This window comes from Corynebacterium sp. NML180780 (genome assembly GCF_007786415.1).
GTDB lineage: Bacteria > Actinomycetota > Actinomycetes > Mycobacteriales > Mycobacteriaceae > Corynebacterium > Corynebacterium gottingense.
This window is the reverse complement of the sequence record NZ_VNKN01000012.1, coordinates 32,932-46,693: the sequence shown is the minus strand read 5'-3', so window position 1 is coordinate 46,693 and position 13,762 is coordinate 32,932. Positions and strand designations below refer to the sequence as shown.

The window sequence follows — 13,762 nt, the reverse complement described above, 5'->3', positions numbered from 1 at the left end:
GTCCCATTATGCCCGTATGATCGGGGTCTATGTCGTATTCGTCCGATCTTTTACAACTGCCAGGCGCCACCCCCATCGAGTCCAACCCGCTCGCCGAGGGAGTGGCCTGGCACTACGGCAATCCGCTCGTGGAACAGCAGGGCTTACGCCTCATCGACCGCTCGCACCGCCGCGTCATCGCCGTCTCCGGCCCCGACGCCGCCGAGTTCCTGAACAACCTGCTTTCGCAGAAGCTTATCGACGCCACGCCGTCCCTCACCGCCGCCGCCCTCGACCTGGACATCCAGGGCCACATCCTGCACCACGCCGACCTCGCACTCGTGGATGGCACGTTCTACCTCGACGTCCCGCCCGCGCAGTTCGACTCCTTCGTGGACTACCTGCGCAAGATGGTGTTCTGGTCCGACGTCACCGTGGAAGAGGCCGACTTGGCCATCCTCACCCTGCTTGCAGACGACGCCGAGTTCCCCGCCATCGACGAGGCCGTCTTCACCCGCCGCGTCAGCGACTTTGCGCCCGCCCGTCTGGACGTGGCGGTGCCGCGGGGGGAGGCGCTCGGCGTGGCCAAGCGACTCCACGAGCACGGGGTGGCGTACGCCGGCATGATGGCGTTTACGGCCGCGCGGGTGCGCAACGTCGAGCCCGAGCTGGGCGTGGACCTGGACGAAAAATCCATCCCGCACGAGGCGCCGCGCCTGATCAACCGCGGCGAGCACATCGGGGCCGTCCACCTGAACAAGGGCTGCTACCGCGGGCAGGAGACCGTCGCGCGCGTGGAAAACCTTGGCCGCTCCCCTCGCCTGCTGGTCATGCTGCAGCTCGACGGCTCCGCGCCGCACGACCCGCAGCCGGGCGAGACGATCACCTCCAACGGGCGCAAGGTAGGCCGACTGGGCACCGTCGTCCAGGACGCCGACTACGGCCCGGTCGCGCTCGGTTTGGTCAAGCGCTCCGCCCTCACCGCCCCGCTGGACATCGAGGGGGTCGCTGCGAGCGTGGATCCGGACTCGCTGCCTACCGACGAAGGCGAGAAGCTTGGCCGTCTCGCGGTGGACAAACTGCGCCGCGGGCGTTAATCCCAGCTCAGGGGCCGGGTGAGCATTTTCGTGGCGTACAGGCTATTATGTCCCCCAGGACAATAACTATCGAAAGTATGAGGCCGCCTTCTTAGGCCGCCCTAGAACCACCTCAAGGGGGTCACGCCATGGGCCGCGGACGCGCCAAAGCAAAGCAGACCAAGGTTGCTCGCCAACTTAAGTACAACACGCCTGAAATGGACCTCGATTCTCTGCAGCGTGAGCTTGCAGGCAAGGCACCGCAGCGGCGTTGGGACGAGGACGGTGACGAGGTGGATGACCAGTACGCCGAGTACGCGGACTGGGACGATGATGACGAGGACCGGAAGTAAGTCCGCCCGGCCCCACAACGCCACCATTCACACCGTTTGAGCACAAGCACCCGGCAACCCCGGGTGCTTTGTTCATGTGCGGGGTGCACCGCGCCTAGTACTGCGGGCGGCTAGTACTGCGGGTGCTCGCCCACCAGCACTGCGCGCTGGGTCTCGCCGTTGTCCGCAGCGCGGACCTCGCCGAGGACCCAGGAGTCCACGTGGCGGGCGGCCAGGATCGCCAGCGCGCGGTCCCGGTCCTCCGGCGCGACGACGGCGACCATGCCGACGCCCATGTTGAAGGTCTTCTCCATCTCCTCGTCCGGCACCTGGCCGACCGACTTGATCGTGCGGAAGATCTGCCCCGGCGTCCAGGTGGCGCGGCGCATCTCCGCAACCAGGCCCTCCGGGATGATGCGGACCATGTTGCCCGCCAGGCCACCACCGGTGACGTGGCAGAAGGTGCGGACCTCGCACTCGGAGGCCAGCTCGAGGCAGTCGCGGGCGTAGATGCGCGTCGGCTCCAGCAGCTCCTCGCCGAGGGTGCGGTCGAACTCCTCAATGTGGCCGTCAAGCGGCAGACCGGCCTTCTCCAGCAGGACGTGGCGCGCCAGGGAGTAGCCGTTGGAGTGCAGGCCGGACGAGGCCATGGCGATAATCGTGTCGCCCTCGCGCACGCGGTCCGGGCCGAGCAGCTCATCCGCCTCCACGACGCCGACGGCGGTGGCGGAGACGTCATAGTCGTCGGCCTCCATCACGCCGGGGTGCTCCGCGGTCTCGCCGCCGAGGAGCGCGCAGCCGGCCTGGACGCAGCCTTCGGCAATACCGCCGACGATGTCCGCGATCTTCTCCGGCACGACCTTGCCGGTGGCGATGTAGTCCTGCAGGAACAGCGGCTCGGCGCCGCAGACGACCAAGTCGTCGACGCACATGGCGACCAGGTCGATGCCAATGGTGTCGTGCTTGTCCATCGCCTGGGCGACGGCCAGCTTGGTGCCCACGCCGTCGGAGCCGGCCGCGAGCAACGGCTCGCGGTACTTGCCCAGGGCGAACAGGCCGGCGAACCCGCCGATGCCGCCCTTGACCTCCGGGCGGGACGCACGCTTCGCGTGGCCCTTCAGCAGCTCGACGGCGCGGTCGCCGGCCTCGATGTCAACGCCCGCGGCGGCGTAGGAGACGGAAGGGTCGGAGTTCTGGTTAGTCATGTCGGGTGTCACCTTTCTGGATGCGCCGGACAAGGTCGGCGTTCGGGTTGCCGTCGGGAAGCCCGAGCGGGTAGTTGCCGTCGAAGCAGGCCGCGCAGAGGTTTTCTGCGGGGTGGTTGGTGGCGGCGATCATGTCGTCGATAGGCACGAAGGCCAAAGAGTCAGCGCCGATCATGGTGCGGATGGACTCGGCGACCTCCGCATCGGTGCCGCCGCGGCCGTGGTTCGCAATGAGTTCGCCGGGGCTGGCGAAGTCGATGCCGTAGAAGCACGGCCACTTCACCGGCGGCGACGCGATGCGCACGTGTACCTCGGCGGCGCCCGCCTCGTGCAGCATGCGGATCAGCTTGCGCTGGGTGTTGCCGCGCACGATCGAGTCGTCCACCACCACGAGCCGCTTGCCCTCGATGACGGCGCGCACCGGGTTCAGCTTCAGCCGCAGCCCGAGCTGCCGCAGCGTATCGGACGGCTGGATAAACGTGCGACCCACGTACGCGTTCTTCATCAACCCCTGCTTGAAGGGGATCCCGGACTCCTCGGCGTAGCCGATCGCCGCGGGGGTGCCCGACTCAGGCACCGGCATGACCAGGTCGGCCTCCACCGGGGCGACTCGCGCTAATCGACGCCCAATCTCAACGCGGCTGGCATTCACCGTCTGGCCGTCCAGCACCGAATCCGGGCGCGCCACGTAGACGTACTCGAACACGCAGCGGGCCTGGCGCGGCGCCTCGGCGAAGCGCTCGGAGCGGATGCCGGTGGCGTCGATAGCCACGAGCTCCCCCGGCTCGATGTCGCGCACGAAGGAGGCGCCGACGATGTCCAGGGCGCACGTCTCGGAGGCGACGACCCAGCCGCGCTCCAACCGGCCCAGGGAGAGCGGGCGCACGCCGTGCGGGTCGCGGGCGGCGTAGAGGGTGTCGCCGTCGGTGACCATGAAGCAGAAGGCGCCTTGGAGGCGTGGGAGGAGGTCGAGGGCGGCGTCGATAAGCGTGTGCTCCCCGCGGATTCGGTCAGCGAGCAGCGCGGAAACGACCGCGGTATCGGAGGACGAGCCCTGGCCCTGCACGCCATCGGCCGGGATGAGCTTGCGCTCGATCGCCTCGGCCTGCAGCTCCTGGTAATTGGTCAGGTTGCCGTTGTGCGCGAGCGCGACGTCCGTGCCGTTTGGCGAGGTACGGAACATCGGCTGCACGTTATCCCAGGAATTGCCGCCCGCGGTGGAGTAGCGCGTGTGCCCGATGGCCACATCGCCCTGGAGGGCATCGAGGACGGACTCGTCGAAGACCTGGCTGACCAGGCCCGTGTCCTTAAACACGACGATGTTGGAGTGATCGCCCACCGCAATGCCCGCGCCCTCCTGGCCGCGGTGCTGGAGGGCGAACAAGCCGAAATAGGACAGTTTGGAGACGTCTTCACCAGGCGCCCACACGCCGAACACGCCGCACTCATCGCGCGGTGTGTCGTCGAGCTGCGCCCGGGAGTCCCCGTCATTTTCCATGCTCACGGTATGCACGGCCCTTACTTTAACGGACCGCGCCTACGAAAGGGCAATTACGGGCAACCCCCGCGCGATCTCGCCCGCCCGGGAGCCGGAGGCGTCGATCCTGCCCGCGGCCACCTCATCCTCAAACGTGCTGCGACCGGTGGCGATGCGGAGCCACGTCTCCGGAGCCATCTCCACCACGTTCGGCGGGGTGCCGCGGGTGTGCCGCGGGCCCTCGACGCACTGCACCGCCACAAACGGGGGCACGCGAAGCTCCACCGACTTGCCCGGGAGTTCTTCGGCGAGGGTGCGGGCGGTGCGGCGGGTGGCGTCGGCAAGCAATGCCCTGCCGGGTGTCTCCCCTTGACCATCGAGCCACGCGTCGACCGCCGCCACCGCCTCGCGCGTTGCCGCCGGGTCCTGCTTCGAGCTTCTGCTGGATGCCATGCGCTCCATACTAAGATGCCTAGCCATGACGAACACAGCAGTCCCCATGAACAGGTCGGCGTCCATCACTCTGCGGTTCATGGCATCGCCTACCGACGTCCTCATCGCCGGCGCCCAAGGCGTCTCGGGCGGCCGCGTCCTCGAATGGATTGATAAGGCCGCCTACGCCTGCGCCGCGCAATGGTCCGCCACCTACTGCGTGACCGCCTACGTGGGGCACATCCACTTCACCCGGCCAATCCCGTCCGGCCACATCGTGGAGGTGCGCTCCACGATCGCCATGACCGGGCGCAGCTCCATGCACATTGTCAACGAGGTGCTCTCCGCCGACCCCCGCGAAGGCAAGTTCACCCGTGCCTGCGACTGCCTCGTCATCTTCGTGGCCAAGGACCCGGAGACTGGCAAGTCCATGCCCGTGCCGACGTTCGTGCCGATTACCGACGAGCAGCGCCGCGTCGAGAAGGCAGCGAAGTCCCGCGTGGAACTGCGCAAAGCCATCGAAGCGTCCATGGAAGAGCAGACGTACACCGACGAAGGCACCGCGCCGCGCCTGACCCACCGGTTCATGGCCAAGCCCACCGACGTGAACTGGGGCGGCAACGTCCACGGCGGCACCGCAATGGAATGGATCGACGAGGCCGGCCTCGCCTGCTCCATGGAATGGTCCGGCGAGCGCACCGTCGCCGTCTACGCCGGCGGTATCCGGTTTTACAAGCCCATCCACATCGGCGACCTCATCGAGGTGGAGGCGCGCATCACGCGCACCGACTCCCGTTCCATCCACGTCTCCACCTTCGTCCGGGCCGGCGACCCGCGCGGCGGGCGCGACCAGCTCAGCAACGCCATCCACGCCTCGTTTACCTACATCGGCATCGACGTCGACGGCAACCCGCTGCCCGCGCGCCAGTTCGTGCCGGTAACTGACGAGGACAAGCGCCTCTGGGAGCACACCCAGACGCTCAAGGACCTGCGCGGCCAGTACGAGCCGGAGCCGCTGGTCGAGCGGCCGGGTCCGACGCAGCGGGTGGACTAGGGGCTATTTGGGGGGTGTTGGCTGGGTTGCTGGGGGTTGCTGGGGGTTGCGCCGCTGAGTTTTTCGCTGCGTAACTCCGTCGTCTAAATGGAGCTAGCTCCGTTTAGGGTTTACGGGTCCGTGCGACCTGGGGTTTTACCGGCGGGGCAGGTCTAAATGGAGCTAGCTCCGTTTAGGGTTCACGATTCTGCGCGACCTGGAGTTTTACCGGCGGGGCAGGTCTAAATGGAGCTAGCTCCATTTAGGGTTCACGGTCCCGCACGACCTGGCGATTCACCGGCCGGGCACGTCCAAATGGAGCTAGCTCCGTTTATGCCCCTCGTGCAGCCGCGTCAGCACCCGGATCTGCAACAGCACCGGATAGAGGTGCCCGAGTATCCCAACCACCAGCAAAACAACTGCGGCCACCCACCCGCCAGCCAACGCCGCCCACACCACAGCGACCATATGGAGCACCACCGCCCACGCATGCCCGGCAGCTGCCGCCTGCATATGCCGCGGATTCCTGCGGTCAGCAGCGCGAGACGCAGCAGTGCCAGATTCAGCAGCACCAAACCCGCGCATAGCAACAATCTGCCGGTTCCACCCGACCCGGGTGAGAAACGCATTGAAGTGGTCCACGCCCAGGCCCCGAGCAGTACTGGCTGAGAGAGAAAATCTGCCCCACACCGAGCATGGCAGCAGTCGATGCAAAGAGTCGCCGACGAAAGGCGCCAGCCCGAACCCCAGCAACGTCGCAGAAATGACAAAGCCCGCCGCGCCGGCACCTGTGGCACCGGCGACGACGGACAGGCCGAAGGCAGCGGCGAGCGTCAGCAGTAGCGCAACCACGTGACGCCCGCCTAGGCGCTACACCGCCGCGTTGGGCGCGTGCGCTGCAGCAAAGTGTGACGGGAGGGTTGCGGCCCAGGCGTCGCGAAGCTGCGCAATGGACAGCTGCTCGCCGCCGAAGTGCAGTTCGCCGTCTGCACGCGTGCTGCCGATCACCGCGGCCGGGACGCCCGCAGCATCCGCGCGCTCAACCAGCGCGTCCGCGCGGTCTGCGGTCACGGCGACCAAGACTCGGGACGCGGACTCCGAGAACAGCGCGGTGAACGCGTCCTCGTGCACGGCCGCGAGATCCAGGTCGGCGCCCTTGCCGGAGGCCTGCAGCATCTCGAACACGGCCTGGGACAGGCCGCCCTCGGACAGGTCGTGGGCGGCGGTCACGCCGCCGTGGTCGGCGACGTCGGCGAAGAACTGCGCCAGGCGCTCCTCATTGGCCAGGTCCACCTTCGGCGGCACGCCGCCCAGACCCGCGCCGGAGATGTCCTGCCACACGGAGCCGCCAAACTCGTCGGCGGTCTCACCGAGCAAGACCAGGGAGAACTCCTCCTCCGTCGAAGGCACGGCGTGCGGGTTCGCCTTCGCCACGTCGTCGATGACGCCGAGCACGCCCACGACCGGGGTGGGCAGGATCGGGGTCTCGCCGGTCTGGTTGTAGAAGGACACGTTGCCGCCGGAGACCGGGATGTTCAGCTCGGCGGCGCCGTCGGCAAGCCCGTGCACTGCTTCGCGGAACTGCCACATCACGTCGGGGTTCTCGGGCGAGCCGAAGTTCAGGCAGTTGGTCACCGCGACCGGAGTCGCGCCGGTGACGGCAACGTTGCGGTAGGCCTCGGCCAGTGCCAGGCGCGCGCCCTGGTTCGGGTCGAGGTAGGTGTAGCGGCCGGAGGCGTCGGTAGCGATGGCGACGCCTCGGTTCGTCTCCTCGTTGATGCGCAGCACGCCGGAGTCCGCGCCGTGGGCCTGCACCGTATTGCCGCGCACGTAGCGGTCGTACTGCTGCACGATGTAGTCGCGCGAGCACAGCGCGGGCGAGGCCACCATCTTCAGCCATGCGGCCGAAAGGGCCTCTTGCTTATCGACGCCCCCTCGCTCCCCAACCTCGTCAATCCAGTCAGGGCGGGCGTAGGGCCGCTCGTAGACCGGACCTTCGTCGATCGACGACGGCGGCGCGTCCAGCACGACCTCGCCACCGTGGGTGACCACGTAGCGGTCCTTCTCGTCGGTGACCTCGCCGATGACGGCGGCGCCCACCTCCCACTTCGCGCAGATCTCCATGAAGCGATCCACGTTCTCCGGGGTGACCACGGCGCACATGCGCTCCTGGGACTCGGAGGCGAGGATCTCGGCGGCCGACATGTTCTCGGCGCGCAGCGGGACGTTGTCCAGGTTGACGCGCATGCCGCCGTCGCCAGCCGCTGCCAGCTCGGAGGTGGCGCAGGCCAGGCCGCCGCCACCGAGGTCCTGGATGCCCACGACCACGCCGGCGTGGTAGAGCTCCAGGCAGCACTCGATGAGCACCTTCTCCGCGAACGGGTCGCCAACCTGCACGGCCGGCAGCTTGCGCTCCTCGCCTTCCTCGAAGGTGGCGGAGCCCAGCACGGAGACGCCGCCGATGCCGTCGAGGCCGGTGCGCGAGCCGAAGAGCACCACCTTGTTGCCGGTGCCGGAGGCGAAGGCGAGCTTCAGGTCCTCTACCTTCAGCGTGCCCACGCACAGGGCGTTGACCAGCGGGTTGCCGGCATACGCGGCGTCGAAGACAGTCTCGCCGCCGATGTTCGGCAGGCCGAGCGAGTTGCCGTAGCCACCAATGCCGTGGACCACGCCGGGCAGGACGCGCTTGGTGTCCTCGGCATCCGCCGGGCCGAAGCGCAGCTGGTCCATGACAGCGATCGGGCGCGCGCCCATGGCCATGATGTCGCGGACGATGCCGCCCACGCCGGTTGCGGCGCCCTGGTATGGCTCCACAAACGACGGGTGGTTGTGGCTCTCCACGCGGAAGGTCACCGCGTCGCCGTCGCCGATGTCCACCACACCGGCGTTTTCGCCAATGCCGGCGAGGATCTTGGAGGCCATCTCCTCGGTCATCGTCTCGCCAAAGTAGCGCAGGTGCACCTTGGAGGACTTGTACGAGCAGTGCTCGGACCACATCACGGAGTACACGGTCAGCTCCGCGTCCGTGGGGCGACGGCCCAGGATGGACTTGATCTTGTCGTATTCCTCGTCGCGCAGGCCCAGCTCCGCGTACGGCTGCTGAAGGTCAGGGGTCGCTTGCGCGTTCTCGACGGTGTCGTCGTGCACGGTCATAGTCGTTTACGCTCCGATCTTCGAGATAGCGTCGATGGCGGATTCGAACAGGCCCAGACCATCAGTGGACGGGCCGGTGAGCAGCTCAATCGCGTGTTCCGGGTGCGGCATGAGGCCGACGACGCGGCCCGACTCATTGGTCACGCCCGCGATCGAATTGGCGGAGCCGTTGAAGTTGTCGGTGTAGCGGAAGACCACGCGGCCCTCCTGCTCCAGCTGGTGCACCGTCTCTTGCGAGGCCTGGAAGCGGCCCTCGCCGTGCTTCGCTGGCACCAGGATCTTCTGGCCAGCCTCGAAGCGGGAGGTCCACGCAGTGTCCGCGTTGGCGATCTCCAGGTAGGTGTCCACGCAGTGGAAGTCCAAGTGCTGGTTGCGGGTGAGCGCGCCCGGCAGCAGACCGGCCTCGGTGAGGATCTGGAAGCCGTTGCAAATGCCCAGCACCGGCATGCCCTTCTTCGCGGCCTCCACCACGGCACCCATCATCGGTGCCTGTGCGGCGATCGCGCCGGAGCGCAGGTAGTCGCCGTAGGAGAACCCGCCCGGGACGACGACGGCGTCCACGCCGGTCAGGTCGTCGTCGGCGTGCCACAGCTGCTTCGGCTCGGCTCCTGCGAGGCGGACGGCGCGGAGGGCGTCGACGTCGTCAAGCGTGCCCGGGAACGTGATAACCCCGATGGTTGCCGTCATCGAACAACCTCGAAATCCTCGATCACGGTGTTGGACAGGAGGGTCTCCGCGACGCGAGCGAGCTCCTCATCCGTGACGGAGTCGTCCACCTCGATCTCGAAGCGCTTGCCCTGGCGGACATCCTGGACCCCGTTCACCCCGATTCGCCCAAGTGCGCGCTGGACAGCCTGGCCCTGCGGATCCAGGATTTCAGCCTTCGGCATGACATTTACCACGACACGTGCCATGAGATTCCTTCATTAGTCAGAGGTCAGCAGACGTGGGCAAGTATATCCGACGCCCCCGGGGAACCAATAGCGGTCCAACAGATGAACAATGCCTGAACTTTAAGTTTTTACTGAGTTTATACCCAGCACAGTCTAGCGACCGGCGTTATTTTAGCTGGGAAATCACTCCATCTTCTCAGCAAAGGGTTCCACATGCGTTTCAACCACCACCACGGGTTCTCCGCAGCGTTCATCGTCGCGCTCGCAGCCGGCACCATCACCGTCCCCACCGCGCACGCGGCGACCGACGGCTCCAACGTAGTCATCAACGAGGTCTACGGGGGCGGCGGCAACTCCGGCTCGACCATCTCCAACGACTTTGTCGAGCTGTACAACCCCACCGACAAGGACATCGACCTTGCCGGGTGGGTGCTCGACCAGCAGGCCGCCAACGGTAACTCCGGAAACAAAGCAACGCTTTCCGGTACCGTGCCCGCGGGCGGATACTTCCTGATCAAGGGTGCCGCGGGCAATAACAAGGACAACCCGCTCGAAAATGCCGACTACGAGAGCAAATTCAACTTCAGTGGCAAGGAAGCGAGCGCAGTGCTTACCGACGCCTCCGGCAACCAAGTCGACCTCGTCGGCTGGGGCGGGGCGAAAAACTTTGAAGGCAATGCCGCCAAGGGGACGTCGAACTCCACCTCCATCCAGCGCAAAGAGGCGGGCGTAGACACCGACGACAACGCCGCTGACTTCCACGCAGCCGCGCCGACCCCGCAGGGCTCGGGCAGCGATCCGGTCGTGCCGTCTGAGCCGACCGACCCCGCTGACCCGTCCGACCCCGCGCAGCCAGCCCCGGAGCCCGGCGCGATCACCCCGATCGCTGAGATCCAGGGCACCGGCGCCGCTTCCCCGCTCGAGGGCAAGACCGTGACCACTGAGGGCGTGGTCACCGCCGTGTACGACGAGGGCGGCAAGAACGGCTTCTTCCTGCAGACCGCGGGCACCGGCGGCGCAGAGAAGAAGGCCGGCGACGCCTCCGACGGCATCTTCGTCTACATGGGCGGGAACAACGACTTCCCGCAGCGCGGCGACTCTCTCCAGGTGACCGGCAAGGTCTCGGAGTTTAAAAACCAGACCCAGATCACCGTTTCCTCCAAGCAGGAGCTGGACGAGGCGCTCGAGGCACCGAAGGCAGTGGGGCTCACCGAGCTCCCGGCCGGCGACGACGCCCGCGAGCCCTACGAGGGCATGCTGGTCCGCCCCGGCACTTACACGGTGACCAACAACTACAACCTGAACAACACGGGTGACCTCGGCCTGGTGGCGGGCACCGAGCCGATCTACAACTTCACCGACAAGAACAAACCGAGCGTCGATGGCTACCGCAAGTACGAGGCCGAGCAGTCCGCCCGCGAGGTGTACCTGGACGACGGCCGCACCAAGAACTATTTCCGCACGGATAAGAACACCCCGCTGCCGTACCTGGTCACCTCGGATAAGGGCGTGAAGTCCATCCGCACCACCGACCAGGTGGAGTTCCAGACCGACGTGGTTGTGGACTACTCCTTCGACCAGTGGCGCTTCCAGCCGCTGCAGCCGATCACCGGTAAGAACACCGCGGAAGAACTGCCGATCACGTGGGAGGACTCCCGCGCGAAGTCCATCGACGTGCCGGGCACCGTGAAGGGCGACTTCTCCCTCGGCTTCTTCAACGTCCTCAACTACTTCAACTCCCTGGGCAAGGATGAGGACAACTGCAAGGCTTACAAGGACATGAACGGCACCCCTGTCGGGTCCAACTACTGCAAGGTGCGCGGCGCGTACACCGAGGACGCGTTCAAGGACCAGCAGGCCAAGATCGTCACCGCGATTAACACGCTCGACGTCGACGTGCTCGGCCTCTCCGAGATTGAGAACACGGCGACCGTCACCGGTGACGTGTCCAAGCGCGACGAGACCCTGCAGAACCTGGTCGACGCGCTGAACAAGGCCGCGGGCGAGGAGAAGTGGGACCTGGTGAAGTCCCCGACCGAGCTCGGCACCGACGAGGACTACATCCGCGTCGCGTTCATTTACCAGAAGGACAAGGTCCGCCCGGTCGGCGAGTCCAAGATCTTCGACGACACCGCCTTCACCGGCACCGCCCGCCAGCCGCTGGCCCAGGAGTTTGAGCCGGCCGAAGGCGGCGACAACTTCGTTGCCGTGGTCAACCACTTCAAGTCCAAGGGCTCCGTTGCTAACAACGACAAGGATTCCAGCGACGGCCAGGGCAACAACCCGGACGTTCGTAAGGCCCAGGCACAGGCGCTCATTGATCACCTGAGCAAGGAAGACAAATGGACCGACCTGCCGACCTTCATTCTCGGCGACCTGAACTCCTACACCAAGGAGGACGCCATCACCGCCATCGAGGGCGGCGGCTTCTCCCTGGTCCACCACGAGAAGGACTTTGACCAGGCTTCCTACCAGTTCGGCGGCCGACTCGGCACCCTCGACCACGTGCTGGCCAACGTGTCCGCAAAAGACCTGGTCCAGGACTCCGCAGTGTGGAACATCAACGGCGACGAGTCGGTCGCGTTCGAGTACTCCCGCCGCAACTACAACGCGCAGGATTTCTTCGGCAGCGGCGACGACAAGCTCTACGGCTACGGCAACCCGTTCCGCTCCTCCGACCACGACCCGGTCAAGGTCGGCTTCAACATCAAGGTCGATCCGAAGCTGCTTGACGACGACTCCGCCACCGAAGAACCCACCCCCGCCGAAGAACCCACCGCCGGCCGCTCCATTATCAAGGCCGAGGTGCGTGACGACGGCCACCTCTGGGTGACCTACTCCGACGACAAGGACAACCCGGTCGACCTGGGCAAGGTCACCGGCGAGGACGGCGCCGCAGGCAAAGACGGCCAAGACGGCAAGGACGGCCAGGATGGCAAGGACGGCGAGCCGGGCGCCGCTGGTAAGGACGGCGTTGACGGCGCTAACGGTAAGGACGGCGCCAAGGGCGAGAAGGGCGACAAGGGTGACCCCGGCGAGCCTGGCAAGGACGGTACCGACGGCGTTGACGGCGCTAACGGTAAGGACGGCGCCAAGGGCGAGAAGGGCGACAAGGGTGACCCCGGCGCCGCAGGCAAAGACGGTGCCGACGGCGTTGACGGCGCTAACGGTAAGGACGGCGCCAAGGGCGAGAAGGGCGACAAGGGTGACCCCGGCGAGCCTGGCAAGGACGGTACCGACGGCGTTGACGGCGCTAACGGTAAGGACGGCGCCAAGGGCGAGAAGGGCGACAAGGGTGACCCCGGCGCCGCAGGCAAAGACGGTGCCGACGGCGTTGACGGCGCTAACGGTAAGGACGGCGCCAAGGGCGAGCAAGGCGAAAAGGGCGACAAGGGCGACAAGGGCGAAACCGGCGAGCCGGGCGCCGCAGGCAAGGACGGTGCCAACGGTGCCAACGGCAGCGATGGCAAGGACGGACAGGACGGCAACGACGGCCGTGGCATCGAGTCCGTTGCCATCAATGAGGATGGCGAGCTGATCGTCCACTACAACGATGGCCACGCCGAGAACGCTGGCAAGGTCAACGGCACCAGCGGCGAGGATGGCGCCGACGGTAAGGACGGCGCAGACGGTAAGGACGGGGCTGCTGGTAAAGACGGCCAGGACGGTGAGAAGGGCGACAAGGGCGAGACCGGCGCTGCCGGCCGCGGCGTTGCAGGCTTTGAGGTCGTCGACGGCGAGCTCGAGGTGACTTACACCGACGGCACCACTCAGAAGGTTGGGCCGATCGCTGGCCAGGACGGCGCCACCGGCACCGACGGCCAGGATGGCAAGGACGGCACCGACGGTAAAGACGGTAAGGACGGCGCTGCCGGCCGCGGCGTTGAGAAGGTCGAGGTCGACGACGAGGGCAACCTCGTCATCACCTTCACCGACGGCACCACCCAGAAGGCCGGCAAGGTGCAGCCGGACGCACCGAAGCAGCCGCAGAAGCCGGTCCAGGACGGCGGCGACCAGGGCACGTCCGCGGACGGCAGCTCCACCTTCGGCACGATCCTCGGCATCATCGCTGCGCTTATCGCGGGGCTCGGCCTCGCGGGCGCGGCTGCGTACCACTTCATGCCGCAGCAGGTGAACGATCTGCTCAACCAGCTGGGGTGCGCTAAAGGCCTCGCTGAGTAA

General features: G+C 66.7%; 11 protein-coding genes. 4 read left to right on the top strand and 7 right to left on the bottom strand.

The genetic code is table 11. The features are described from left to right. Window positions 1–29 precede the first annotated feature (29 nt). On the top strand, window positions 30–1,076 hold the full coding sequence (locus FPP74_RS09385) for a folate-binding protein YgfZ (RefSeq protein ID WP_144718178.1): 1,047 nt from the start codon (window positions 30–32) through the stop codon (window positions 1,074–1,076). Between the two features lie 128 nt (window positions 1,077–1,204). After that, window positions 1,205–1,408, top strand: coding sequence for a DUF3073 domain-containing protein (locus FPP74_RS09380; protein WP_095537883.1), 204 nt, complete (start codon window positions 1,205–1,207; stop codon window positions 1,406–1,408). A gap of 110 nt (window positions 1,409–1,518) precedes the next feature. Here the strand turns inward: FPP74_RS09380 and purM are convergent, their stop codons facing one another. The 3 genes from purM to FPP74_RS09365 are packed head-to-tail and all read right to left on the bottom strand — an operon-like array spanning window position 1,519 to window position 4,522. Continuing rightward, window positions 1,519–2,592, bottom strand: coding sequence for a phosphoribosylformylglycinamidine cyclo-ligase (gene purM, locus FPP74_RS09375; protein ID WP_144718176.1), 1,074 nt, complete (start codon window positions 2,590–2,592; stop codon window positions 1,519–1,521). Beyond that, window positions 2,585–4,090 (bottom strand): amidophosphoribosyltransferase, encoded by a 1,506-nt coding sequence (gene purF, locus FPP74_RS09370; protein WP_144718206.1) that lies wholly within the window; start codon window positions 4,088–4,090, stop codon window positions 2,585–2,587. The genes purM and purF overlap by 8 nt, the downstream gene beginning before the upstream one ends. Window positions 4,091–4,129: 39 nt before the next feature. Next, window positions 4,130–4,522 (bottom strand): sterol carrier family protein, encoded by a 393-nt coding sequence (locus FPP74_RS09365; protein ID WP_095278696.1) that lies wholly within the window; start codon window positions 4,520–4,522, stop codon window positions 4,130–4,132. 25 nt (window positions 4,523–4,547) lie between these two features. Between FPP74_RS09365 and FPP74_RS09360 the strand changes: the two genes are divergently transcribed. After that, a complete protein-coding gene (locus FPP74_RS09360; protein WP_144718173.1) occupies window positions 4,548–5,555 on the top strand; it encodes an acyl-CoA thioesterase in 1,008 nt (335 codons plus the stop codon). A 300-nt stretch (window positions 5,556–5,855) separates the two neighbouring features. On the opposite strand, the gene FPP74_RS09355 is transcribed toward FPP74_RS09360, so the two are convergent. From FPP74_RS09355 to purS, 4 genes are read right to left on the bottom strand one after another with little or no spacing between them, the layout of a single operon-like run. Continuing rightward, window positions 5,856–6,386, bottom strand: a complete 531-nt coding sequence (locus tag FPP74_RS09355; protein WP_144718171.1) for a hypothetical protein — start codon at window positions 6,384–6,386, stop codon at window positions 5,856–5,858. Between the two features lie 18 nt (window positions 6,387–6,404). Then, window positions 6,405–8,687 (bottom strand): phosphoribosylformylglycinamidine synthase subunit PurL, encoded by a 2,283-nt coding sequence (purL, locus tag FPP74_RS09350; RefSeq protein ID WP_144718169.1) that lies wholly within the window; start codon window positions 8,685–8,687, stop codon window positions 6,405–6,407. Between the two features lie 6 nt (window positions 8,688–8,693). Beyond that, window positions 8,694–9,374, bottom strand: a complete 681-nt coding sequence (gene purQ, locus FPP74_RS09345) for a phosphoribosylformylglycinamidine synthase subunit PurQ (RefSeq protein ID WP_095278702.1) — start codon at window positions 9,372–9,374, stop codon at window positions 8,694–8,696. Further along, entirely contained in the window at window positions 9,371–9,601 is a 231-nt protein-coding gene (gene purS, locus FPP74_RS09340) for a phosphoribosylformylglycinamidine synthase subunit PurS (protein WP_095278703.1), read from the bottom strand. Before purS ends, purQ begins: the two co-directional genes overlap by 4 nt. Window positions 9,602–9,793: 192 nt before the next feature. Between purS and FPP74_RS09335 the strand changes: the two genes are divergently transcribed. Next, window positions 9,794–13,762 (top strand): ExeM/NucH family extracellular endonuclease, encoded by a 3,969-nt coding sequence (locus FPP74_RS09335; protein WP_144718167.1) that lies wholly within the window; start codon window positions 9,794–9,796, stop codon window positions 13,760–13,762.